Below are 24397 nucleotides of genomic sequence, written 5' to 3' on the forward strand. Positions count from 1 at the left end.
CCCCAAGTGACTCGTTGAAAAACTTATATAAATGTACTTCGTGTTCTCTTTGTTATTATTGTTTTTAAAAGCCTACCCTCTACTATAGCTAAATTAGCAAAAACTTTAAGTAAAAATTACACAGAAATTGATTGTTTTTTATAAATGCTTAATTTGCCAAGATATTTAGATTTTACATTTTGGTAAAAACATTCAATGAAAGTGAAAGTTAGGTATCTGCTTGTTTTAGCATCGTAAACATTAAGGTATACTTGCGCACTTGTTGATTATTGAGGTGCTATTTTGTTAGCCATTTTACGCATTATTTTAATGGCTGTAGCGATTGTTTTTATTTCTATAGTTTCATGTTGCTACAGTTTGTTGAGACCATTTCATCGTGACAACGTTTATCATACCGCTAAAGTGATGGGCAAAGTTGCCAAGCTTCTTGGTTTAACTGTTGAAGTGAGAGTTCCAGAAAGTGTCAAATCGTTAAGCCCTGTAGTTTATATTTGTAACCATCAAAATAGTTACGACATTTTTACTGTCAGTAATGCTGTTCGTCCTGGTACGGTTAGTGTTGGTAAAAAAAGTTTAAAATGGATCCCATTTTTCGGTCAGATGTATTGGTTAACCGGTAATATTTTGATCGATCGAAAAAATACCAATAAAGCGATGAACACGATTGCGTTGACCGCCAACAAAATCAGAGAAAAACAACTTTCCGTATGGCTATTCCCAGAAGGGACGCGAAGTAATGGTAGAGGCCTTTTACCTTTTAAAACCGGCGCGTTTCGAACGGCAATGCAAGCTCATGTACCTATCGTGCCAATTTGCGCCAGTAATTTGCATGATAAAATACACCTTAATCGCTGGAACAACGGTAAGATGATTATCGAATTTTTACCACCGATATACTTAGATGATGCCAATAGTGACAACATGAGAGCTATTGCCAATGAAACTCATGCTTTAATGAAAGCAAAAATAGCGGCATTATCAGCTGAAGCCGAGCAAATAGCCTAATGTTAACGCCTGATATTCAGGCAATAGAGAATTTTTATGATTGATCAAGAACTAGCGCAATGGTTTGAACACACCGACAATTTAATCAACGACCTCATTGAAGATGGAACAAACGAAGAGGTTCACCACACGATAGAACATCACTTTTCTAGCACTGATTTTGATTTGCTTGAAAAGGCAGCGATTGCCGCTTTTAAAATGGGATTAGAAGTAGAAGAACCCGAAGAAGCCATGTTGGAGAGTGGCGAAAAAGTTTATGCGTTTGATGTGATCACCGAGCAGCCTTTAGATGCTACTATCATTAATGATGAAATAAAAACTATGTTTGGGTTAGCAAAACAACAAAATGTAGATTATGATGGTTGGGGTACGTACTTCGAAGAATAATAAACTACAATTAACGTATTGCACAAAATAACGACAAGAAAATAAAGGAATATATATATGGACTGGTTAAGTCGCTTGTTTACTACAGATGTTTTATCTTTGTTAATTCCTATCGTCGCCATTGTTGGTGTGTTTGCCATTGCTGGTTTAAAAGCTCATCACAGACACCAAGAACGAATTGAAAAAATTAAACAAGGCCTTAGTCCTCACGATTAAGGCCTGATGCTATTTATGCGTTGTTAGCGGTTGAATCTCGCACGATTAATTGCGGCGTATAGTGAGTTACTATATGGTTAATAGGTTGCTTTTTTGACGTCGCAATTAATAAGTTAGCAGCATTTTCTGCAATTTCACTGGTTGGCTGATCTGCGGTTGTTAATCTTGGCCAAGTTTGGCGTGAAAATGGACTGTTTTCAAAACCTGTTATGGCTAATTTTTCAGGTACTGCTACTCCTAATAGGCGAGACGCAAATAACGCCCCAGCGGCAATTTCATCATTACAACACATAATAGCGCTGGGTAAACTTTTACCACTTAGCAGTGCTTTGGCACCTTCTACGCCAGATTCAAAAGAGTATTCACCACGAATAATCAAATGCTTATCAACGTTTAACTGGTTGTTGAGTAATGCTTGTTTATAACCTTTTAATCGCTCAACCGTGGATTTATGCTCTGCTTCACCGGCAATAAAAGCAATTTCTTTGTGACCTTGATCGATTAAATGCTGTGTAATACTTAACGATGCTTCAAAGTCATTAACCATTATACAAGGCGTTAAGTTATCAGGTTTATTATCTCCAGACATTATCCGTACAATATCAATATCTAAAGCTAATAGATGTTTTACAAACTCTGGATTTTCCGAGAATGGCGGCGTCAAGATCAACCCAGCGATACGCGAGTGTTTGATCATATTGCTAATTTCATCAAGTAACCCTTCGGATTTTGCACTACAGGGGTGGATGAGTAGTTCAAACCCCAATCGTTTACATGCTTGCAGAATACCATTTTGCATGTCGATAACGTAGTAGGCGTTTGGATTATCATAAATAAAGGCAATACTAAAAGCTTTGGTGCCGGCCAAATTTCGCGCGGCCAAGTTCGGTTGGTAATTAAGCTCCTTTACCACCGCCATAACCTTTTCTCTCGTCGGCTGGCGTACGGAAGGCTCATTATTCATCACTCTTGAAACGGTTTTAATTGAAACGCCAGCTTGCTTGGCAACATCATTAATCGTTGCTTTCATCTATTATTTGAACCTTACTCGTCATTGGAAATGCGCTTGTTTCACTGTTTGCTGAGTCAATGAATAAGGTTGCAAACATTAAGCGCTATTTATTGTCTATCGTTGTCATAGGGTATTGGTTTATCTGATGTTCAGCAACTACTAATTTTTCCTAGCATGGCGGAAGTTTAATAATTGGGCACCAACGAACAATCAAATCAAATTGACAGCGCTGTCATTTTGGAATATGGTTGGCAAAATTCTTTTTCTAGGTGATGGAGTGGGGTATGTCAGATCGTCAATTGTTAAGTAGCTGGAAGCGGTTAAGTGAGTTAGCGAAACAAAAAAAAACAGAGCATATGAATGACCTATTTGCTCAAGATAAACAGCGGTTTGAAAAATTTTCCATTGAGCTTCCAAGGCTATTACTCGACTACTCAAAAAATCTGATAGACAGCGAAGTCATGGACACTTTATTAAATCTTGCCCAAGAGTGTGAAGTAGAGCAATGGCGTGAAAAAATGCTTTCAGGTGAAAAAATTAATAGTACTGAAGAACGAGCGGTATTGCATACTGCGTTACGAAGAAATGACAATTCACCTTTGATAGTTGATGGTGAAAACGTTACAGAAAGCGTTAATCAACAACTGAGTAAAATGGAAGCTTTTGTTCATTCCGTGCGCGAAGGGCAATGGCGAGGGTACTCTGGAAAGCGTATCACTGATGTCGTTAATATCGGAGTAGGGGGCTCAAATCTTGGTCCACAAATGGTCACCGAGGCGCTAAAGCACTATAGCGATAACAGCATACGCGTTCACTACGTCTCTAACGTAGATGGGGCTCAAATCGTAGAAATACTTAGGCCGTTAGATCCTGAAAAAGTACTTTTCATTGTTTCAAGTAAGACGTTCACCACCACAGAAACCATGACCAATGCCAAAACCGCGATTAATTGGTTAACTGCGTCATCTTTTGATAGTAAATCGGTAGCAAAACATTTTGTTGCGGTGACTGCAAATAAAGAAAATGCCAAGTCGTTTGGTATTGAAGAGACAAATATCTTCGACATGTGGGACTGGGTTGGCGGTCGATTTTCGTTGTGGTCAGCAATCGGCCTCGCGATTGCACTCGATCTTGGTTTTGATAAGTTTAAGGCGTTGCTTGAAGGTGCTAATGAAATGGATAGGCATTTTGAACAGGCACCCCTAAAAGAGAATATGCCGACCATTCTGGCGCTGCTGAGCGTTTGGAATACGACATTTTTGGGGGCGAAGTCGCAGGCTATTTTACCTTATGACCAAACATTGCATATGCTTTCTGCCTATTTACAGCAAGCAGAAATGGAGAGCAATGGTAAGTCGGTGACTTGGGATGGAGTAGAAGTTGACTATGCAACAGTACCTTCAATTTGGGGCGAACTGGGAATAAATGGCCAGCACGCATTTTACCAATATTTACATCAAAGTAATAATATCGTTCCCGCTGACTTTATCGGTTCAGTTGCTAGTGTCACACCAGTGCAAGGGCATCACGAAACCCTCATGTCGAACTTTTTTGCACAAACGCAGGCATTAATGACTGGCGTTAATGAACAACAAGTACGGGAAGATCTAAAAGCGAAAGGGCGGACACCTGAATATATAGATAAGGTTGCTCCTCATAAAGTGCATCAAGGCAATAGGCCAACGAATACCATTTTATTAAAGCGTATCGATCCTAAAACACTAGGTAATCTAATTGCGCTTTATGAACACAAAATATTTGTGCAAGGCATTATTTTAAAAATATGCTCCTTTGATCAATGGGGGGTAGAGCTTGGCAAAGGGCTAGCAGCAAGTATACATCAAGAGCTAGTGAGTGATGCTTTGTCAACACAGCACGATTGTTCGACAGCAAATTTAATTCGTTATTATAAGCGTTGTACTCAATCGCTTTAGTTTTTAATAAGTTTTAGATCTTTTAAAAGGCTTTTATATAAGCCTTTTTTAATTAATCAAGTAGTAATTTTCGAGACATTCTAAAATGTTCTTTAACAATGATTAAATAATATTTGCTTTATAATTATAGGGTTAAATAAAAACCTTTATTTTTTTTGGTTAATGACTAGCCAATTGAAAGATTTTTGTGTATGGTTTTACTTAACCAAATGACAACGCTGTCATAAATATTAAAGACAGCGCTGTCTTTAATAAGGTTATTAAACATAACTATACTTTTAAAAAACGTGTGTAAGGGAAAGTCGATGTCATCTAAAACATTTAAAAAAGGCGTTCTAGCAAGTAGTGTTGCCATGGTTCTTGCTGGTGGTGTCTCACCACTTGCTTTGGCGGCAGACGAAGCTAAACAGGCTGACGAAGCAACAGAAGTAATTGAAGTTCGCGGTATTCGCGGTTCTTTAAAAGAGAATCTTAATGCTAAGCGATTTGCGGATAACGTAGTAGACGTAATTACTGCCGAAGATATCGGGAAGTTTCCAGATAAAAACGTTGCTGAAACATTATCTCGTATTACTGGTGTTGCGGTAAGTCGTGAATTTGGCGAAGGTGAAAAAATCACCATTCGTGGTGCTGGACCTAAGTACAATCGCACTTTATTAAATGGACAAACTGTTGGTACTGCTGACTGGTTTATTTTAGATGAAGCAAACCGTAGTTTTAACTACACTATGCTACCTTCTGTTATTATTTCAGATTTAGAAGTGTATAAATCGCCATCTGCTTCTATTGATGAAGGTTCTCTTGGTGGTACCGTTATTTTACGTACACGTCGCCCACTCGATTTAGACGCCAATACGGTTAGCTTAGCGGCTGAAGCACAATACTCTGATAGCTCGGGTGAAACAGATCCAAACCTTTCAGGTATGTACTCTTGGAAGAATGAAGAAGAAACTTTTGGTGTAATGATCTCAGCTGTTAAGCAAGATCGTACCCTTGAACGTCAAGGTTTTGAAGTCTTAGGTTGGATCGAGAGTGAAGACGATGAGTTTTCCGTACCTCGTAATATTGGTGTACCTAAGTTCTTACAAGATCGAGAGCGTGAAACGGTTTTCGGTACCTTGCAGTATGCTCCAAATGACAACTTACTGGTTACGTTCAACGCAATGTCATCTGAAATGGACGTTGACAACCAAAATGCCAATTTAATTAATTTTGCTGGTACAGCAGAAGCTGAGCGAAATGAAGTCATTGCGAATGCAACAACGGTTGAAAATGGTGCGGTACTGGCGTCATCAAGTGCCAATGGCCGTTATGCCTATAACTATATCAACCGTGTATCATCAACGAAAACTAACCAGTTTCATTTAGATGTCGATTATTCTGGTGCTGATTACCAGCTGAATTTTGAAATTGGTTCAACCAAAGCAAAAGGTGGTACTTACCGTGAAACCTCATGGGAATATGTTGCGCCAGAAGCAGGTTATAGTTTTGATTTAACCGGTACACCTAGTGTTGATGTAGGTGTTGATCCGTCAAATGGTAGTAATTTTGCTGCTGGTTGGATTTGGGGGGGCTCAAAACCAACTACTGATGAAGAGACTTTTGCACAATTAGACATTGAAGTACCAGTTGAAGTTGGCCCGTTTACAAGTATTAAAACTGGTGTTAAATATCGCCAAGCAGAGCGTACTCAAGAGCGCACTGCATATAGCTGGCACGGCCCACAAGATGGTGCTGGTGATCAGCCACATTATATGGCGTGGATTTTCAATCAATGTCCGACACTTGCCGATTGCGGTTTAAATGCTGATGGTGCTGTGAATGTAGATGTTTTAGCAAATGGTAATATAACCAATCAAGTTGGCCATGTACGTGACGTGATGGAAGAAATCGCTTTTGGTAGCCTAAATGGCGTTGATAGCTTTTACTTTGTTCACGATAACTTACCAGAAATTTGGGCAGTAGAAGAAGACGTTATCTCGCTTTATGTGCAAGGTGACTTTTCAGGTGACGGTTTTAGAGGTAACTTAGGTTTACGTTATGTCGCCACCGATCAAACCTCTTCTGGCTATGAATTCTCAGGTGATTCTTGGGGCCTTAAAACTATCAATGGTGAATGGTTAGACCCAAGCTATTTAGAGTGGGTTTCTAAAGATAATGACTACAATGAGTTTTTACCGAGCTTTAACATTGCCTTTGACTTAGCCGATGATCAAATCTTACGCGTGGGTGCCGCTCGTGTTATGGCGCGCCAAAATTGGGCAGATATTTCTGGTTTGGAAACGTTTGGTTCATTAAGTGGTGATGAAGGATTCGTTGGAGCTGGCTCTCGTGGTAATCCGTACTTAAAACCAACCTTAGCTAATCAGTTTGATATTTCATATGAATGGTACTATGCCGATGCCTCGTTATTTTCAGCAACATATTTTGTCAAAGATATTAAATCGCTAAGAACTTCATCTGTTGTTAGAGAGCAACGTTATGATCAAGAAAGCGACCAGATGGTTGATGTAGATTTTACTCAACCTGGCAACGGCTTAGGTGGTGTGATTGACGGTATTGAACTTGCGATTCAACACGACTTTGGTGGTTACGGTTTTTCAGCAAACTATACCTACACCAATAGCGATGCGGAAGAAGAGCATAACCCAGAAAAACCTGGTTCAGGGTTAGTTGAAGGTACTTCTCAGAACATGTTGAACCTGACAGCATACTATGAAAACGATACATTTGGCGCTCGCTTAATGTATAACTACCGTAGTGAGTGGTACAAAGGATTGCACTTTAACGGCGACGAGTTATTCAACGATGCATTTGGTCAGTGGGATGCAAGTGCCGCTTATAACTTTAACGAAAATATTACCTTTACATTGGAAGCGGTTAACTTAACCGATGAAGAAGTGATGGAATATAACGTTGATAAAGCGCGTATTATGTCGCTTTATGCCAACGGTCGCCGCTTTGTTGCTGGTGTACGTGTTAACTTCTAGTTGAAGTTAAGTCTAAAAAAGTCGAGCTCATGCTCGGCTTTTTTTATCCCTTGAGCAATATTTTTACATTGGTTAAGGTGGATTATTGAGAGTAAATAGTCAGGTTTTTTATCCTAGGTGTATTGAGGTCATATGAAAAAGCCTTTTCAAGAAATAATCGTATTAGGCGGTGGTACTGCAGGTTGGTTGAGCGCTTGCATTTTAGCGAGTCAATTAGCCAAGCGTGATGCAGCTCACTATCAGGTGACGGTTATTGAATCTCCAGATATTCCTACAGTCGGGGTTGGTGAAGGTACTGTGCCGACAATGCGACAAACGCTCAAAATGATTGGCGTATCGGAAACTGACTTTATTCGCGAATGTGACGTCACTTTTAAACAATCAATTAAGTTTGTTGATTGGCTTTATAGTCCAAGTGAAGGTAAATCTCATAGCTACCATCACTTGTTTAACTATCCGAATATTCAAGCAGTTGATTTATCCTCACATTGGTTGGCCGGAACGCAGCAACAGAGTTATGCCCACGCCCTTAGTGGACAAGCGCTCTTATGTGACCTTGGATTAGCCCCCAAGAAAATAACGCATCAAGAATATCAAGGCGCAGCAGAATACGCTTATCATTTAGATGCGGCGAAGTTTGGCGCTTTTTTGGCTAAACACGGTGAAAACCAGTTAAACATTCAGCGAGTATTTGCCACTATTGAACATGTTGAATTGGATAAACAAGGCAATATTAGTACTTTAGTCAGTCGCGAGGGGCAGCGATTTCATGGCGACTTATTTATTGATTGCTCGGGCTTCGCAGCGAAGTTAATTGCTAAGGCCTTACAAGTAAAATTTGTCAGTAAATCACATCAATTGCTGGTAGATACAGCGATAGCGATGCAAGTTCCTTATCCGCAAGGTGACATTGAAATACCACCATACACTATCGCGACAGCAAAAGAGGCTGGGTGGATTTGGGATATCGGTTTGACACAACGAAAAGGTGTTGGTTATGTGTATTCCAGTGCTCATACTTGTGATCAGCAAGCAGAACAAACGCTGCGCGAATATGCAGGAACACAAAGTGAAGGCTTAATTGCGCGAAAAATTCCAATGAATATTGGTTACAGAGAACAGTTTTGGGTTAAGAACTGCGTGGCGATAGGCTTATCAGCGGGCTTTGTTGAACCGCTTGAAGCAACCGCTTTACTCATTGTTGAAGCAAGTGCTAAGTTACTCGCTGAAAAGCTACCTAATCACTTACAGGGCGTACATTACGCGCAATCAAGTTACAACAAAATAACCTGCTACGCTTGGGAGCGGGTGATAGAGTTCATAAAATTACATTATTTTTTGAGTCAACGAAACGATAACGATTTTTGGCGTGATAATGTTGATCCAAAAACAGCCCCAGACAGTTTGCTGGAAAAGCTCGCTTTTTGGCAGCACAATGTGCCAACACCTTCTGATTTTTTTAGTCAATATGAAGTCTTTCAATTAGAGAATTATCTGTACGTCTTATATGGGATGAATTTTAACACCGAAATCGACATCAAGAATTTACCGCAAAAACAGCAAGCGCAGCAGGGCTTTAACCGTATTCAGCAGCATGCATCTCAGTTAGCTAAGCAGCTAGCTATGCATCGAGAAGTCATTGAAAAAATAAAACAATATGGTTTGAGTAGAATTTAGCTTAGCAAGCGAATGCTCAGTAAAAGCCAATTAAATGAGGAAATATTATGGCCATTAGCATGGTACCTTTAGATTCAAATAAACATAAAACATTAAGAGTGGATGTCGACCCTACGTATCCTCATATTGGGCAGCAAAGTATGATACCACTGCTTGCGTCGGAGTTTCTCGCCGCGTCGACTAACTTTCCCATCGTTTTTGTGAAACAGCAAGAGACTGGTCAATTTAAAGCGGTCGCGCTTTTAGGATTTTCGAGCGGGGAAAACTTAGTCTTTAATCAAGGCAAGGTGTTCACTCATTATGTGCCAGTAAATATTCGTCGCTATCCATTTGCTGCTGGTGGGGAGAATATAACTGACGATAATTTAGTACTATGTATTGATGAGAATAGTGAGCTATTACACGAATCTAAGGGCGTTAGAATATTTAATGATGATGGCAGTTTAACCGAAGCTACTCAACAAATGAGTAACTTGGTTTCTGATATGATTGCGAAAGAACAAGCTACAGATAAGTTTATCAAGACCTTGGTTGAAAACGATTTACTGCAAGCAACTGAGTTTACAGTACGTTTAGGCCCTGAGGGGGAGCACAAAATAAATGGTGTTTACAAAGTGGATGAACAAGTACTGCAAAGCTTATCGGATGACGTTGTCTTATCGTTATACAAGCAACATTATTTCCCAGCAATTTATGCTCATCTTGCTTCATTGAGTCAAATAAATCGTTTATTACAGTTAAAAGCGAATCAAAAAGCAAGTTAGGAGTGAGCGATGTTGCCACCATTAAAGGGCGTAACCTGCTGGCAGAATGTGACTAAAACGACTTTCGAGCAAGAAATTCAACCGTTAGCACAACCCGCGATATTAAAAGGGCTTGTTAAACATTGGCCATGTGTTCAGCACTCAAGTGCAGGCAACAAAGCGTTAGTCACTTACCTTAAAGGCATATATGCTGGCGGTAAGCTTCGCTGTGCGAAACTTCCTCGTAAAGAAAAGGGATTGTTCTTTTATAATCAAGCGTTTAATGGATTTAATTTTACTCGAGATATTGTATCTTTTGAGCTGTTTTTTGAACAGCTACTCGCTAATGCCAGCGCTAAAGAACAAGATGTTATTGCACTACAAAGTGCGCCTCTAAGTGACTACTTTCCAGAGTTTGAGCAACAAAATTCCTTTGATTTTTTACGTGAAGATAGAGTGAGCCGAGTTTGGATAGGTAACGATTCTATCGTCAATGCGCATAACGATGATGCGGAAAATATTGCTTGTGTCGTTGCCGGTAAACGCCGTTTTACGCTATTTCCGCCTGAGCAATTAGCTAATCTCTATGTCGGGCCAATTGAATTTACTCCTGCTGGAGCACCGGTAAGCTTGGTAGATTTTAACGATATAGATTTTGAACGATTTCCTAAAGTGGCGACAGCCCTTGAGCATGGCTTGCAAGCTGAACTTGAACCTGGAGATGCTATCTATATTCCATCTCTGTGGTGGCACCATGTTGAGGCATATGGCGGTGTCAATATGCTCGTCAATTATTGGAGTGGTGGTGCAATATCAGGTAAAAACAAACCGGTTCCACAAGATAATTTGTTAATGGCGATGTTGTCGATTAGAGATCTACCGCAACAACAAAAAGATGCTTGGCGAGCGTTTTTCGAGTACTACATTTTTTCAGAGCAGTCTGGTAAGTATCAACATATTCCTGAGCATGCCCATGGTGTGCTCGATAAGTTAACCCCAAAGTTACAAAGTGAAATCCGCAAGTGGTTAAGCAAACAACTGAGTTGAGCGATAGGGTCAGTCGATTAAGTAGACTAAAAAATTAATGCGAACAAATAATGAATAACAGTAAAGCAGAAGATAAACCGATTTTTATTCATATCCCGAAAACGGGCGGTACCAGTATTAATTGCATGATGCAAAATACCGAGTGGCAAACAACACCTGATTTTAATTATCGCCACTTAATTTATGAGACGAAAAAATCCAATTGTGGCGATATATTTACTGAAGAAGGTAAAGAAAAATATCAAGAATATTTTATTTTTACCATGTTGAGACACCCAGTCGATCGGCTAATTTCAGAGTATTACTTTTTGCGCCAACATCCTGAGTTTATGGCGCTTTTATCGAAAGAGCCACGAGATTTTGACGAGTTCATTACCCTTACTGAAACCGCCAACTATATGCTCAAGTTTTTAAATGGTGATCGTATTTACGATCCAAATTTAATGAGCGAAGCAAGAGCAATTGACATTATTGAGAGGATGGAGTGCCTCAATGTTCATGTTGGTATCTATGAACATTTTGATTTATCACTGGCCTATTTCGAACAGAGTGGTTCTATTCGTTGGCCCGATAAGGTGGCGATAAAAAGAGCGACGATTAATCGTCCTCCGCTTCAAGCATTAGATAAACAAACTATAGCAAATATCCTTGAAAATAATGCGTTAGACTTGAAACTTTATCAGCACTTTAATGATAGATTATTAACTAAAGCTTCAGAAATCAATCGAAAAAAATACCGACATATTGGCGACAGGTTTGATCACATACTGCCATACACGACGAGGTTTTGTATCCTTGAAATAGCGTTAAAAAACAAAGCGTTTATTGAAAGCCATAAAAAGTTTCTGATCACCCTCAATATTTATCTTCATAAAACCGTGAGAAATGGTAAAGAATATGCAAAGAAGTGGGTGAAACTCTTTAAACAGCATATTCAACAGTTTTATCCGGACACTGCATTTGCTCAACAAATCAAAAAGGTAAAACGCGCTAACGCGATTGAAGAAATAAAAGCGATTGCAGAGGTTATTGAACAGCAAGTAAAACTGTCAGAGAACGATGTCAATCTCCTTGAACCTAGATTGAAATTTATGATGACACCTGCGATGGAACAAGTATTTAAACGAGAAGGCCTCGTTAATACCAGAGCGCCTATCTGGTGATTTGCAGCTGTTTATAGCTTGCTAAATCCATGCTGATAGGCTTGCATAATTAATTTTCGATTACTCGGCATTTGCTGAGCAAGCGTTTCACGTTGCTGAACTACTTGGTTAAATAGGTAGTGAGCAATATTGCAGTGCTGATCTAGGGCCGGTTGCATATGACGGATGTCAGGTAAGTATTCCATGCCATATAAAACGTATTGATAACTTTCTAAACCAAATAAATCATACATCGAAGGAAAATCATTACGAGTGACAGGTGTCAGAGCCCACTTTGCTAAGTTATCTTGTAGCGTTTGTGGGATACTGCTTTGTTCGCGGTTATCGCACCAAAATTCACTGTCTTTGCGCTTGCTTATTGCATAGTGCAGCTTAATAAAGTCGATTATCCTTTGCCAACGATAGCTAAACGCTTGGTTAAATTTATCAGCACTTATTGCCATCATTGCTCTGGAGTATGGAAACTCTTCGGCGACAAATTTAGCCGCTAGTTCGATCATCGCGATGGCGGAAGACTCTAATGGCTCAACAAACCCTGCTGAAAGCCCAATTGCTACGCAGTTTTTATGCCACTGTTTTTCTCGATAGCCACTTTGAAACGAAATTTTTCGTGTTGTTAGTTGATCTGCTTGATAACCAATATAATGGCGCAGAGTCTGCTCGGCTTGCTCGTCGCTGCAATGGGCATTTGAATAAACATAGCCGACACCGCGTCTTTTTGTCAGGGCAATATCCCAAGTCCATCCTGCAGCATGTGCTGTGGAAATCGTACAACTTGGAATTGAGCATTGCTCATCTTGATAAGGGATCTGCATAGTGACAGCCCGGTTTACAAAGAGGACATTACTATTGTCGACAAAGTCTATTTTGTAGGTTTTATCGATGAGTAGTGCACTAAAGCCAGAACAATCTATAAATAAATCACCAATGAGTTCCCCTTGTTGTTCACTCTTAAGCGCTCGAATAAAGCCTTGCTTATCCAAAGAGACATCAGATACAGTGCCAACTAGGTGAGTGACGCCGAGGTTTTTGATGGCATAATCCCTTAAAAAACGAGCAAATTTTACCGCATCTAAATGGTAGGCATAGTTGAGCCCATGAAAGGCTTTTTGCGTGATTTTTTTAGGTGCTAAATCCGCCCGACATAAATAAGTTTGTGCCGAGGTTTGCTCGTCGAAATGACAAGCGTTTTCATGATGTTTATTTAGCCAATAGGGGGATAAGTCAAAATTTGGCGCACCTTTAGGCACATCAAATAAATGAAAGTAGCTATTTCTGTGCTGGCTTGTACCAGGGGTATAAAGCCAATGATCAAACTTGATCGCTTGTTTAAATGTTGCATCTGTTTGTTCAAGAAACTCGGCTTCATTGATGCCCAAAAAGGCGAGTGTGGTTTTAATCGTCGGAAAGGTTCCCTCGCCAACACCAATGGTAGCAATATCTTCAGATTCAATGACCGTAACCTTTACGGAGTTTTCTGCCTTACTATTCAAATGTTTAGCCAAATAGCATGCACTAATCCAACCGGCAGTGCCACCACCAACGATAACCACTCGCTTCGTTTCTTTATCAATAGTTGCTTTCATCTGCTATTTTTCGTCAATATCGATTAATTTTAATGCAAAGCATAATTTCTTTTGACAGCGCTGTCAAAATTGGTAAAGTGAATAATACGAGAAAACGAATCAACAGCTTTAAAAATTAATTATGGTGATGTATGAGTAAAAAGATTTCGACAGGTTTGGCGTTAACGACGGTGATATTATTTGGCTGTGATAAACCGGATGCGCTAGATAGTCAAAAAGCTTTATCATCGCCGACAATATCGTTAAAGCTTGCAGCGCAACCCGATGTCGATGCTATTGCCAATAGTTTAGATGTAAGATTTGAATTAGTCAGTAATAAACAAAAGGAAAAGTGTGAGTCTGATATTACTGATGGTAATTGTTATGAAGCGAAATTACATTTAACTGCAAAGGAAGCGATAGATGCCAATAATTGGCAGATCTTTTACGGCCAAATTGCACCTATCCATAATGTTGACCAAGGCGAGTTCGCTATCGAGCATCTCAATGGTGATTTACATAAAATAACCTTAACTTCACAATTTCGTGGTTTTAAAAAGGGAGAGACGAAAACAATTACCTACCGTGCTGGGTTTTGGTCATTGTCAGAGTCTGATTTACTGCCAAACTACATCATTTATGCCGATGGCCTTGAACCTAGGGTAATTGAAAGTACGCGAGCTGCAATTGATGATGATACCGGTTTACTGTATTTGCCTTATGTGACTGAGTATACCGATTACCAGCATCAGTTTAAGCGCACGCCAGCGGATAAAACAAAGTGGAAATTAAGTAGCGACTACTACCAAGACAATACCAAATTAGGGGAAGGGCTCGTCGATGTTAGCGATGTTATTATCCCAACACCAAAATCTATTATTCGCGATCAATCAGGTGCAACGCTAGATTTATCAAGTGGCATCCAGGTTGACTTTGGTAATGTTGATATTCGCGACGTTAATGTTGCGTTAAAACGCATGGATAAATTAGGGCTTGTGCAAAAGGACCAAGGCATTCCGATAACTCTTAGTGTTGTGTCAAACCCTGAGAAGCCAATGGGCAGTTATCAACTAATGATCAGCAAAGAGAATATTTCTGTCACAGGCGTTGATGGTGCCGGTGTTTTTTACGGACTGCAGTCAATAGCGAGTTTAGTCGTGCCGGGTAAACTAACTATCCCAGTGTTGGCGATTCACGATGAACCACTCTTTGGTTTTAGAGGTTTATTGGTCGATACTGCAAGAAACTTTAGAAGTAAGGAATTTTTGTTGTCCTTGATGGAGCAAATGGCTGCTTATAAATTAAATAAGTTACATTTGCACATGGGCGAGGATGAAGCATGGCGTCTTGAAATTCCTGGGCTTCCCGAGTTGACTGAGGTTGGTGCACGTCGCTGTTTTGATTTATCTGAGCAACAATGTTTAATGCCCCAGCTTGGCGCAGGCATTGATCCACAAAGTCAGGTCAATGGTTACTACAGTGTTGAAGATTATCAAGACATTTTACGCGCAGCCAATGAGCGACATATTCAAGTGATCCCATCTCTTGATATGCCCGGGCATTCGCGCGCTGCGATCAAATCAATGGCGGCACGTTTTGAAAAATACAACAAAGCCGAACAGCATGACAAAGCGCGCCAGTACTTATTGCACGATCCAAACGATAAGTCGCGCTATTCGTCAGTGCAGTTTTATAACGACAACACGATCAATCCGTGTCAAGAATCCTCTTTCGCTTTTGTTGAAAAAGTGATGAAAGAAGTTCAAAAAATACACGCTGATGCAGGTCAGCCATTGACTCGTTACCATATTGGCGCTGATGAAACGGCAGGCGCGTGGACTGACTCTGAGGTATGTCAGACATTTTTAGCGAATAATGATAAAGGGATAACTGAGACTAAACAATTAGGCGCTTACTTCGTTGAGCGGGTAGCAAACATGTTATCTGACATGGGCATAGAGCCAGCAGCCTGGAGTGATGGTTTAGAGCATACGAATAAAAACAATATGCCTGCTGTTGTCCAAGCAAATGCTTGGGATCATTTACCTTGGGATGCTCATCACAAAGTTAACGAACTAACCAATAGAAATTGGCAAATTGTGGTATCAACGCCTGACGCGACGTATTTTGATTTTCCGTATGAAGCTGATCCGAAAGAGCACGGCTATTATTGGGCGTCTAGACATACCAATACCGAAAAAGTTTTTCAGTTTATGCCAGAAAACTTACCTATCCACGCTGAGTTTTGGTTGGATAGACAAGATTTGCCTTACCAAGTAGATGACACGTTACAACATGACCAACACGGAAATATTATTCACAAACCGATAGAGCAAGGTAGGCGTTTTTATGGTTTGCAAGGTCAGCTTTGGAGTGAAAACTTATTTAACGATGAGATGGCTGAATATAAAATTTTTCCGAGAGTGTTAGCCTTGGCCGAACGTGCTTGGCATCAAGCGAATTGGGCAGTGCCGTATAATTATCAGGGGTTTAAATATTCGCAACAGACCAATGTTTTTAATCAATCACTTAAAGAACAACGAAACCAGCAGTGGAAAGTGTTTGCTAATGCGTTAGGTCAAAAAGAACTTATTAAGCTAGAACGAGACAACATCTTTTATCGCTTGCCAACCGTAGGTGCCAAAATTGAAGATGGTCGGTTATACGCCAATATTGCTTTCCCTGGCCTTGCGATTCAATATCGAAAGGGGGAGGGAGATTGGCAAAGTTATCAGGGGCCGGTAAATGTCTCAAATAACGTGTTTGTTAGGGCGGTGAGCTATGATGGTCAGCGTTTTTCTCGCACAGTTCAGGTAAAATAAAACAATATTATAACGTAACAATTTGAATTTAAATAAATAAAAATTTATTTCTTCAATTTTAAAATAATAAATGACAACGCTGTCATTTGTGGTTAAGATGTAAAAAAGTTAAAGGGCGATGATCAGGAAAGTGTCGCTGAAAATAATTAAAAAATACACGAGGTCGAAATGCTCGGTAGTAGTAATGAAAATCAGTATTTTATTGGCATTGATGGCGGTGGTAGTAAATGCAAAGCTATCATAGTTGATGCGAATAATAATGTATTAGGCAGCGGCATTTCGGGTCCTGCAAATCCTTTGCACGGCTACCAGCAAGCAATAGACTCCATTACAGAGTCGGCCGAGTTAGCATTAGCTGATGCTAACATTGCTCAATTATCACTTGATCAAGTTATTGCTGGGGTTGGTTTAGCGGGAGTTAATCTACCGGTATTGTTTGACAAAATAGCCAATTGGCAGCATCCATTTAAAGAAATGTTTTTGGCGACTGATTTGCTGGTTGCCTGTCTGGGTGCTCACCGAGGAGGAGATGGTGCAGTTATTATCTCAGGAACAGGCTCTTGTGGTTTTTCTTATGTTAATGGTCAGCCCTATACCATCGGTGGACACGGTTTTCCTCATGGTGACAAAGGCAGTGGTGCTTGGTTTGGTTTTCAAGCCGCCAATCATGTATTGATGTCACTCGATGGCTTAGTTGAATCCTCTTTGATTAATGAAAAACTACTCGCGCTTCATCAAGTCAATCATAGTATTGAGCTAGTGGAAATCATCGCCGGAAAGCCAGCAGCATTTTATGCCAAAATGGCTAATATTGTTTTTGATGCCGCAGAAGCCGGTGATTCTGTCGCCATCAATATTGTTAAAGAAGGTGCAGCTTATATTGATGGCGTCGCAAGACAGTTACTCAAACAACAACCACCTAGGCTTTCACTTATCGGTGGCCTAACGGTGAGATTGATTCCTTGGTTAGCTAAGGATGTCCAAGATATATTAAAACAACCACTTTGTCCGCCAGAGTTGGGGTCAGTGTTATTTGCCAAACAGCAGCTCGCACTGTTAAACGCGCAAACAATAAATTAAAAAGGTAGGCTCGCACATGTCACAAACTATTATGGAAAAAGAAGCTAAACAAGCACCTGAAGTCATTCAAGGGCAGCTTGCTTCTAATCAGCAACTCGCACAACAGCTCGGTGAGCAGCTTAGAGACTTTGATCCTAAAATGGTCATGATTATTGGTCGAGGGTCGTCTGATCATGCTGGCGTATTTGGAAAGTACTTAATTGAAATTGAAGCCTCTGTACCTACGTTTGCTGCAGCACCTTCAGTATCGAGTGTTTATGGTAAGCAGCTAAAACTCGCACAAGCATTAGTCATTGTTATTTCGCAGTCGGGCCGAAGTCCTGACATTATTGCACAAGCGGAAATGGCGAAAAAAGCGGGTGCTTTTTGCGTTGCACTTGTCAACGACGAATCCTCGCCGCTAAAAGATATCGTTGATGTGGTTTTACCATTAAAGGCGGGGGCAGAAATTTCGGTAGCAGCAACCAAAAGTTATTTAGCAACACTGTCAGCACTTCTTCAATTAACGGCGTATTGGACACAAAATCAGTCGTTGATAGCGGCTTTAGACACCCTTCCAAGTGCATTAAAATCCATTATTGAGAGTGATTACCAGCTTACTCCACAATCGATTGATGGGGTGAAAAATATGGTAGTGCTAGGTCGAGGGTTGGGCTATGCGGTTTCAAAAGAGATGGCGCTAAAATTAAAAGAAGTGGCCAGTATTCATGCAGAAGCCTTTAGTAGTGCCGAGTTTTTACATGGTCCTGTAACGCTAGTCGAGCAAGGACTTGCTATCCTAAACTGCCAAGTGAACGATGAAAGTGCTAAATCACATCAGTTACAAATTGAAGATGTCACCGAGCGAGGGGCTGATATTGTTAGCTTATCGCAACTCGATGATAAGATTCATCCGCGTCTAGCACCATTAGTTGTATTGCAGCGTTTCTATTTAGATGTCGCCAAGGTTGCTGTAAGTAGAGGGTTTAACCCAGATGAACCTAAAGGTCTAAAGAAGGTAACTAGGACACTATAATGGCTACAAAACGACTTTTAGCTCAACGCTTGTTTAATGGCGAAGATATTCGTAGCGAACAAGTGCTAACGATAGAGTCTGGTATCATCACAGCCATTGATGAACATACTGATACTATCGATGATCAGTTGAGTGGCCTAGTCGTTCCAGGTTTTATCGACCTACAAGTTAATGGTGGTGGTGGTGTATTGTTTAATGATTCTCCCTCGTTAGATAAACTGAAGACCATCATCACCGCTCATTCTCAGTTTGGTACCACCGGCATGTTACCAACACTGATCACCGATAAAGTTGAGGTTATGGAACAAGCTGCTGATGCTGTTGCTTTAGCAATTGCGGAACAAGTACCTGGTATCCTTGGGATACATTTTGAAGGGCCGCATTTATCAGTAGCCAAAAAAGGAACTCATGCTCAAGAGTTTATTCGTCCAATTTCAGCGCGAGAATGGGCAATTCTCGAACGTAAAGATATCGGACAAATTTTAGTGACTTTAGCTCCTGAAACTGTATCAAAAGAAGATATCCAAACAATGGTGTCGCTGGGCATCAAAGTATGTCTGGGCCATACCAATGCAGATTATAACACCGCTCAACAAGCAGTTGATGCCGGAGCGGATGGTTTTACACATTTATTTAACGCGATGTCACCTATACAAGGACGAGAGCCAGGAGTCACCGGCTGTGCGTTATTAAATGACCATACCAGTTGCGGCATTATACTCGATGGCCACCATGTCGATTACACCTCAGCTAAATTAGCGCTTAAAACCAAGCCTAGAGGTTCTCTGTTCTTAGTCACTGATGCGATGTCAACTGTAGGTAGTGAGCAAACACAATTCGCATTTTTTGGCAGAACGGTCTATCTACGAGACGGTAAACTGACCTCGACTACCGGTGAGTTAGCCGGAGCAGCACTGGACATGATCACCGCAGTGAATAATAGTGTAAATGGTTTAGGCATTGATTTAGAAGAAGCGGTTAGAATGGCGAGCACGTATCCAGCCAATTACCTCAATCAAAAGGGTATTCGTGGCCAGTTAACAGTCGGTCAGGCAGCAGACTTTGTTGTACTTGATCATAAACACACTGTGTTGTCGACATGGATAGGTGGACAAGCGGTTTTTACAAAATAAATAACAACAATAACAACGCTAGAATTTGAGGAAATTATGGAAATGACAGTACAAAGCACAAAACGCAAAAGTAGTGTGTTGCCGATGGCAATTGTCGCTATTTTGTTTTTTATTCTCGGGTTTGCTACCTGGCTAAATGGCTCTTTAATGCCTTACTTAAAACAGATTTTACAATTAACACCATTTCAAGCGTCGTTAATTTTATTTTCATTTTATATCGCGGTGACATTCACTGCGTTGCCGTCTGCCTGGGTGATACGAAAAGTCGGCTACAAAAATGGCATGGCCCTTGGCATGGGGGTGATGATGGTTGCTGGCCTTCTGTTTATACCCGCAGCAAAAACGCAAATATTTGCGCTGTTTCTGTTTGCACAATTGGTGATGGGGACAGGGCAAACATTGCTACAAACGGCGGTTAATCCTTATGTAGTGCGGTTGGGACCTGAAGAATCAGCTGCTGCGCGAGTTAGCGTTATGGGTATTTTAAATAAAGGAGCAGGTGTTGTCGCTCCGATGGTATTTACCGCTCTTATATTAAGTAACTTCACTGATACTGTCGGTACAGAATTGACTCAAGCCAAAATTGATGAAATGGCAAATAGCTTAGTATTGCCATATCTTGGTATGGCAATTTTTATTGGTCTTTTGGCATTTGCTGTTAAGAAATCTCCTTTGCCAGAACTAGAAGGTGAGCAGGAAGAAAACCACAGTGAAGGCCAAATAAAAGCAGCGCTTGCGACACCTAGCCTCGCATTAGGAGTGGTTGCCCTTTTTGTTTATGTTGCTGTTGAAGTTATCGCAGGCGATACCATTGGCACATTTGCATTATCACTTGGGGTAGAAAACTATGCTGTGATGACATCTTACACTATGGTTTGTATGGTCGTTGGCTATAGTCTAGGCATTTTAACTATCCCTAGGTTCATCTCCCAGCCCACTGCTTTAATGATATCGGCTGTTTTGGGAGTTATTTTAACGCTATTAATTATTTGGGGTGATAGTCAGTCATATACGATAGCAAATGCTTTACTCGTGCCATTTGGTGGTGCGCAACTACCAGATACCTTATTGCTGATTGCATTGCTTGGTTTGGCAAATGCCATTGTTTGGCCAGCGGTATGGCCGTTAGCATTATCAGGATTAGGGGCCTTAACAAGTACTGGATCAGCGTTACTTATCATGGGAATTGCAGGCGGGGCTTTTGGACCTTTGTTCTGGGGGCTAGCCAGTGGTACTTCTATCGGCCAGCAAGGCGCCTATGTTGTCATGTTACCTTGTTATTTATTCATACTATTTTATGCCGTAAAAGGTCATAAAATGAAATCATGGAAATAGCCTCTTGGTGTGTTTCTTCCTAATTCCCCGATACCGGGTGAATCATCTCATTAGTTTGAGGGTGCGTTAATTGATCGAATTGATCGACCCCGAGTTTATTCTCGGGGTTTTTTTTATCTATACTGTTTAAAGCGGGTTTATTTTTAGCGGTTTTTTTGCCGAGAAATATCAATACGCGCTAAATTGCTGTTTAAATGTTGTTGAAGTGGCGTGATTATTTTCTTTTGTACTAATGTCTAAAGATGGGCAGGGCAGAGTAAAAAGCGATACCATAATATAGGCTATTGCAAAGGGATGAGAATACCAGCCTTTGATACGCTGTTCTGTTAATTTTTCAACCCATGATGGTGTTTAAAGTGAAGCGTTTTACCTTTTTTATCTTACTCATTGTATCCTTAACGACGAGCCTTCAGCTTTTAGCAAAAGAATGTCAAAATTATCGAGAGTTTAGCCATCGAGATGGTATTTTTTCTGTTGCTAAACTTATGGGCACTGATTATGACTACCAACGTTATAGTCGCGCGTATTTAGCGTTAACCAATATCGAATTACTCCAAAAGGTTTTTGGTAATGAACAGCAAGAAGCGCAGGTGCTTGCCAAAGCTCAGCAAGACTTCAAAAATGAAGTTAAGGCTTACAGTACAGACTGCTTTGAAGTGATCAGCTCAATGGATATTGGTAGCTATGATTATGCGCATGAGCAATTTAAAGTTACCGAGGTATCAGAGTATTACAGTATGGTATTTGAAGCGTTATACACCCGTAATAACCGTTTTGCGCGTCAATACAAATTGTTTATTGCTAATCATGAAGATATTAAGCCTATCCCGTATGAGAGAAGTCAAGTAGACAATTTATTGACTGCTTTAGCGCAAAATAAGGCGACTTTTTTGCACCGTTTATATTTTAATGTTATTGGGCTAAAACCAGGTCAGCGTGATAGCTTATTGGTTAAGGTACACAAAGTTGAAGTGATTTTGGAACAAGAGGGTCAGAGAATCATCTCGACTTATCATCCTAAATAACCTCAGGTTTGAATAAGAAATAGCCTCATTATCACCCAAGTGATTTGAGGCTAATTTGTGATGTCATGCCTGATGCTAGGATAAGTTAATAGCCGTTTTTCTTTAATTGCTCTGCAGAGTAGGTAGGCTTTTGATGACCTTCACCTAAAGAGTCGGCGATTTCTTTTGGCATATAGTTTTCGTCATGTTTAGCCAACACTTCATGTGCTTGAATTAACGTGCTTTCTGATAATACGCCATTGGCAATAATGCCCTGACCTTCACGAAATAAATCCGGTAAGATGCCATCATATTTAACGGTAATGGTTTCACCTTTATTGGTTAAGTCAAATTGAACTTTAAGACTGTCTTGATCTCGTTTGACACTGCCAGGAACGACTAATCCCCCAACGCGAATGCGTTGACCTATGCTAGGTTTTTTACCCGTATCATCTTTCCCATTGATTATTTCACTTGGTGTATAAAACAAATCAATATTTTGGCTTAGCGCATACAACACTAAAGAGGTAATAATACCAATGGCGATTAGAATTGAAACGACAATGGTTAGTCGCTTTTTACGACGCGGGTTCATAGCGATTCCTCTTGAGATTTACTAAATTCTTGTTGCTGCGCCGCACGTTTTAGTTTTTGCTCGCGGCGATCGCGTTGCATGATTTGTTTACGGACATTTTTATCATTTACTTGCGTAAAGATAAGTAACAAGGCCATCAACACAAAGGTAATGCCAAACGATAACCAAATATAGAAACCATGGTTGCCCATGGCGATAAATTCGCTAAAACTATTAAACTGCACGGTTATCTCCAATGACTAATTGTTTCACCCATGGACGCATCGCATTGCGTTGTATTAATTCGGTTCTAAAGCGCTGACATATTATCCAGCCAGCAAAACAGACAAAAGCGAAAAAACAAACAACAAATGGCCAGTACATGCTTGACGCCATTGATGGCGCGCCAAGTTTGGTGACGGTTTGTCCTTGGTGTAATGTATTCCACCATTCAACTGAATATTTGATAATGGGAATATTAATGACCCCTACTAAGGTCAAGATATTAGCGGCTTTTCCAGCTTGATTTTTGTCACTAAAAGCATTGTGTAAAGCAATGACGCCCAAGTAAAGGAAAAGAAGAATCAGCTCTGATGTTAAGCGTGCATCCCAAACCCACCAGGTGCCCCACGTAGGTCTTCCCCACGCAGCGCCAGTGATCAATGCAATCGCTGTATAAACTGCGCCTACCGGTGCTATGGCGGCCACAGAGGCATCTGAAAGTTTTAGTTGCCATACCAAGCCACAAAAAGCAGCAACTGCCATTGCCGTATAAATACTTAATGAAAGGATCGCAGTTGGTACATGTATATAAAAGATCCTAAAACTATTACCCTGTTGGTAATCAGCAGGGACATAAAGTAAGACCCAAATTAATCCAATCGAAAAGAGGAATAACGATAAGGTTTTAAACCAAGGTATTAATTTACCTGTGAAGTGATAGCTCACCTCTGGATTAGCATAAGGATGTAACCATTTCCACATGTTAGTTTGTACTCACTTTTAGGGCTGATGATATTGCTAAGGGAGCTAAGGTGACAGATCCCACCAATAAAGCGGCGATTATAGCAAGTTGTCCATTGTAGGGTAAGTTCATTGCCGCACTATCGATAGCACTGGTCGCAAATATCAATACGGGAATATAAAGCGGCAGGACCAATAAGCTCAGCAAGACGCCGCCTTTTTTAATGCCTACGGTTAATGCGACACCAATGGCACCAATAAAACTTAAAATAGGTGTTCCTAACAGTAAGGTAAGGAATAATGCATAGTAGCTATCGCTGTGCAAATTTAATAATACAGCTAAAAGTGGTGCAACAAGGAGCAAAGGTAAGCCGGTCAGCACCCAATGTGCAGTTACTTTTGCCAAGACGATGATAAACAATGGTGCTGGGCTTAATAATAATTGCTCTAATGAACCATCACTATGATCCGATTTAAATAGCCGATCAAGTGATAATAGTGTTGCTAACAAAGCAGCTACCCAAATAATACCCGGTGCAATCCTTGAGAGCGTGTTAGGCTCAGGCCCAATACCTAAAGGGAATAAGGTAATGACGATGACAAAGAACAGCAATGGATTAAAAATATCGTCTTTATGGCGGAAGGCAATAGTGATATCACGAGAAAATACTAAACTAAACGCGCGGCGATAAGAAAGTTTATTGTCGACAGAATTTAATTGAGATTGCATCC

The 24397-nt window shown here is 40.5% G+C and carries 21 protein-coding genes; 15 read left to right on the forward strand and 6 right to left on the reverse strand.

What is annotated here, in order from left to right:
• The first annotated feature begins 282 nt into the window (after positions 1 to 282).
• Genes ACSLUH_RS07230 through ACSLUH_RS07240 form a run of 3 tightly spaced genes read left to right on the forward strand, consistent with a single transcriptional unit; the run spans position 283 to position 1608 of the window.
• Positions 283 to 1005: a 1-acylglycerol-3-phosphate O-acyltransferase gene (locus ACSLUH_RS07230; RefSeq protein WP_448565632.1), complete on the forward strand. Its 723-nt coding sequence runs from the start codon at positions 283 to 285 to the stop codon at positions 1003 to 1005.
• A 36-nt stretch (positions 1006 to 1041) separates the two neighbouring features.
• Entirely contained in the window at positions 1042 to 1392 is a 351-nt protein-coding gene (rraB, locus tag ACSLUH_RS07235) for a ribonuclease E inhibitor RraB (protein WP_448565633.1), read from the forward strand.
• A 57-nt stretch (positions 1393 to 1449) separates the two neighbouring features.
• On the forward strand, positions 1450 to 1608 hold the full coding sequence (locus ACSLUH_RS07240; RefSeq protein WP_448565634.1) for a hypothetical protein: 159 nt from the start codon (positions 1450 to 1452) through the stop codon (positions 1606 to 1608).
• A 13-nt stretch (positions 1609 to 1621) separates the two neighbouring features.
• Here the strand turns inward: ACSLUH_RS07240 and ACSLUH_RS07245 are convergent, their stop codons facing one another.
• Complete coding sequence (locus ACSLUH_RS07245) at positions 1622 to 2638, reverse strand: LacI family DNA-binding transcriptional regulator (protein WP_448565635.1); 1017 nt, start codon at positions 2636 to 2638, stop codon at positions 1622 to 1624.
• Between the two features lie 266 nt (positions 2639 to 2904).
• Between ACSLUH_RS07245 and pgi the strand changes: the two genes are divergently transcribed.
• The 6 genes from pgi (at position 2905) to ACSLUH_RS07275 (ending at position 12174) form a co-directional block, all read left to right on the forward strand.
• Entirely contained in the window at positions 2905 to 4554 is a 1650-nt protein-coding gene (gene pgi, locus ACSLUH_RS07250; RefSeq protein WP_448565636.1) for a glucose-6-phosphate isomerase, read from the forward strand.
• Positions 4555 to 4859: 305 nt separating this feature from the next.
• Positions 4860 to 7544 (forward strand): TonB-dependent receptor, encoded by a 2685-nt coding sequence (locus ACSLUH_RS07255; protein WP_448565637.1) that lies wholly within the window; start codon positions 4860 to 4862, stop codon positions 7542 to 7544.
• A 132-nt stretch (positions 7545 to 7676) separates the two neighbouring features.
• Complete coding sequence (locus tag ACSLUH_RS07260) at positions 7677 to 9221, forward strand: tryptophan halogenase family protein (protein ID WP_448565638.1); 1545 nt, start codon at positions 7677 to 7679, stop codon at positions 9219 to 9221.
• 47 nt (positions 9222 to 9268) lie between these two features.
• Positions 9269 to 9985 (forward strand): SapC family protein, encoded by a 717-nt coding sequence (locus tag ACSLUH_RS07265; RefSeq protein WP_448565639.1) that lies wholly within the window; start codon positions 9269 to 9271, stop codon positions 9983 to 9985.
• A gap of 9 nt (positions 9986 to 9994) precedes the next feature.
• The gene (locus tag ACSLUH_RS07270) at positions 9995 to 11011 is read left to right on the forward strand and encodes a cupin-like domain-containing protein (protein ID WP_448565640.1); all 1017 of its coding nucleotides are present in this window, start codon (positions 9995 to 9997) and stop codon (positions 11009 to 11011) included.
• Between the two features lie 50 nt (positions 11012 to 11061).
• Complete coding sequence (locus ACSLUH_RS07275) at positions 11062 to 12174, forward strand: sulfotransferase family 2 domain-containing protein (protein ID WP_448565641.1); 1113 nt, start codon at positions 11062 to 11064, stop codon at positions 12172 to 12174.
• A gap of 11 nt (positions 12175 to 12185) precedes the next feature.
• Here ACSLUH_RS07275 and ACSLUH_RS07280 read toward each other — a convergent pair whose 3' ends face one another.
• The gene (locus tag ACSLUH_RS07280; protein ID WP_448565642.1) at positions 12186 to 13760 is read right to left on the reverse strand and encodes a tryptophan halogenase family protein; all 1575 of its coding nucleotides are present in this window, start codon (positions 13758 to 13760) and stop codon (positions 12186 to 12188) included.
• A gap of 131 nt (positions 13761 to 13891) precedes the next feature.
• Between ACSLUH_RS07280 and ACSLUH_RS07285 the strand changes: the two genes are divergently transcribed.
• The 6 genes from ACSLUH_RS07285 (at position 13892) to ACSLUH_RS07310 (ending at position 22149) form a co-directional block, all read left to right on the forward strand.
• A complete protein-coding gene (locus ACSLUH_RS07285; protein WP_448565643.1) occupies positions 13892 to 16561 on the forward strand; it encodes a beta-N-acetylhexosaminidase in 2670 nt (889 codons plus the stop codon).
• A 168-nt stretch (positions 16562 to 16729) separates the two neighbouring features.
• Positions 16730 to 17641 (forward strand): N-acetylglucosamine kinase, encoded by a 912-nt coding sequence (gene nagK, locus ACSLUH_RS07290; RefSeq protein ID WP_448565644.1) that lies wholly within the window; start codon positions 16730 to 16732, stop codon positions 17639 to 17641.
• A gap of 16 nt (positions 17642 to 17657) precedes the next feature.
• On the forward strand, positions 17658 to 18656 hold the full coding sequence (gene nagB-II / locus ACSLUH_RS07295) for a glucosamine-6-phosphate deaminase NagB-II (RefSeq protein ID WP_448565645.1): 999 nt from the start codon (positions 17658 to 17660) through the stop codon (positions 18654 to 18656).
• Entirely contained in the window at positions 18656 to 19789 is a 1134-nt protein-coding gene (gene nagA / locus ACSLUH_RS07300; RefSeq protein ID WP_448565646.1) for an N-acetylglucosamine-6-phosphate deacetylase, read from the forward strand. The genes nagB-II and nagA overlap by 1 nt, the downstream gene beginning before the upstream one ends.
• Before the next feature lie 36 nt (positions 19790 to 19825).
• Complete coding sequence (gene nagP / locus ACSLUH_RS07305) at positions 19826 to 21124, forward strand: N-acetylglucosamine MFS transporter NagP (RefSeq protein WP_448565647.1); 1299 nt, start codon at positions 19826 to 19828, stop codon at positions 21122 to 21124.
• A 356-nt stretch (positions 21125 to 21480) separates the two neighbouring features.
• A complete protein-coding gene (locus tag ACSLUH_RS07310; RefSeq protein ID WP_448565648.1) occupies positions 21481 to 22149 on the forward strand; it encodes a DUF4852 domain-containing protein in 669 nt (222 codons plus the stop codon).
• Positions 22150 to 22234: 85 nt separating this feature from the next.
• Here the strand turns inward: ACSLUH_RS07310 and ccmE are convergent, their stop codons facing one another.
• The 4 genes from ccmE to ccmB are packed head-to-tail and all read right to left on the reverse strand — an operon-like array spanning position 22235 to position 24395.
• A complete protein-coding gene (gene ccmE, locus ACSLUH_RS07315) occupies positions 22235 to 22723 on the reverse strand; it encodes a cytochrome c maturation protein CcmE (RefSeq protein ID WP_448565649.1) in 489 nt (162 codons plus the stop codon).
• The gene (gene ccmD, locus ACSLUH_RS07320) at positions 22720 to 22947 is read right to left on the reverse strand and encodes a heme exporter protein CcmD (protein ID WP_448565650.1); all 228 of its coding nucleotides are present in this window, start codon (positions 22945 to 22947) and stop codon (positions 22720 to 22722) included. The genes ccmE and ccmD overlap by 4 nt, the downstream gene beginning before the upstream one ends.
• Complete coding sequence (locus ACSLUH_RS07325) at positions 22937 to 23686, reverse strand: heme ABC transporter permease (RefSeq protein WP_448565651.1); 750 nt, start codon at positions 23684 to 23686, stop codon at positions 22937 to 22939. Before ACSLUH_RS07325 ends, ccmD begins: the two co-directional genes overlap by 11 nt.
• 1 nt (position 23687) lies before the next feature.
• Positions 23688 to 24395, reverse strand: a complete 708-nt coding sequence (gene ccmB, locus ACSLUH_RS07330) for a heme exporter protein CcmB (protein WP_448565652.1) — start codon at positions 24393 to 24395, stop codon at positions 23688 to 23690.
• Between the last annotated feature and the right edge of the window lie 2 nt (positions 24396 to 24397).

The sequence above is a fragment of the Thalassotalea ganghwensis genome (assembly GCF_053485795.1).

Bases quoted from the DNA above. Each gene is read 5' to 3' on its own strand.
- ACSLUH_RS07260 (WP_448565638.1), top strand. From the start codon at position 7,677: ATGAAAAAGCCTTTTCAAGAAATAATCGTATTAGGCGGTGGTACTGCA.
- ACSLUH_RS07285 (WP_448565643.1), top strand. From the start codon at position 13,892: ATGAGTAAAAAGATTTCGACAGGTTTGGCGTTAACGACGGTGATATTA.
- rraB (WP_448565633.1), top strand. From the start codon at position 1,042: ATGATTGATCAAGAACTAGCGCAATGGTTTGAACACACCGACAATTTA.
- ACSLUH_RS07275 (WP_448565641.1), top strand. From the start codon at position 11,062: ATGAATAACAGTAAAGCAGAAGATAAACCGATTTTTATTCATATCCCG.
- ACSLUH_RS07265 (WP_448565639.1), top strand. From the start codon at position 9,269: ATGGCCATTAGCATGGTACCTTTAGATTCAAATAAACATAAAACATTA.
- nagB-II (WP_448565645.1), top strand. From the start codon at position 17,658: ATGTCACAAACTATTATGGAAAAAGAAGCTAAACAAGCACCTGAAGTC.
- ccmE (WP_448565649.1), bottom strand. From the start codon at position 22,723: ATGAACCCGCGTCGTAAAAAGCGACTAACCATTGTCGTTTCAATTCTA.
- ACSLUH_RS07325 (WP_448565651.1), bottom strand. From the start codon at position 23,686: ATGTGGAAATGGTTACATCCTTATGCTAATCCAGAGGTGAGCTATCAC.
- ACSLUH_RS07270 (WP_448565640.1), top strand. From the start codon at position 9,995: ATGTTGCCACCATTAAAGGGCGTAACCTGCTGGCAGAATGTGACTAAA.
- ACSLUH_RS07280 (WP_448565642.1), bottom strand. From the start codon at position 13,760: ATGAAAGCAACTATTGATAAAGAAACGAAGCGAGTGGTTATCGTTGGT.
- ACSLUH_RS07240 (WP_448565634.1), top strand. From the start codon at position 1,450: ATGGACTGGTTAAGTCGCTTGTTTACTACAGATGTTTTATCTTTGTTA.
- ACSLUH_RS07255 (WP_448565637.1), top strand. From the start codon at position 4,860: ATGTCATCTAAAACATTTAAAAAAGGCGTTCTAGCAAGTAGTGTTGCC.
- nagP (WP_448565647.1), top strand. From the start codon at position 19,826: ATGGAAATGACAGTACAAAGCACAAAACGCAAAAGTAGTGTGTTGCCG.
- pgi (WP_448565636.1), top strand. From the start codon at position 2,905: ATGTCAGATCGTCAATTGTTAAGTAGCTGGAAGCGGTTAAGTGAGTTA.
- nagA (WP_448565646.1), top strand. From the start codon at position 18,656: ATGGCTACAAAACGACTTTTAGCTCAACGCTTGTTTAATGGCGAAGAT.
- ccmB (WP_448565652.1), bottom strand. From the start codon at position 24,395: ATGCAATCTCAATTAAATTCTGTCGACAATAAACTTTCTTATCGCCGC.
- ACSLUH_RS07245 (WP_448565635.1), bottom strand. From the start codon at position 2,638: ATGAAAGCAACGATTAATGATGTTGCCAAGCAAGCTGGCGTTTCAATT.
- nagK (WP_448565644.1), top strand. From the start codon at position 16,730: ATGCTCGGTAGTAGTAATGAAAATCAGTATTTTATTGGCATTGATGGC.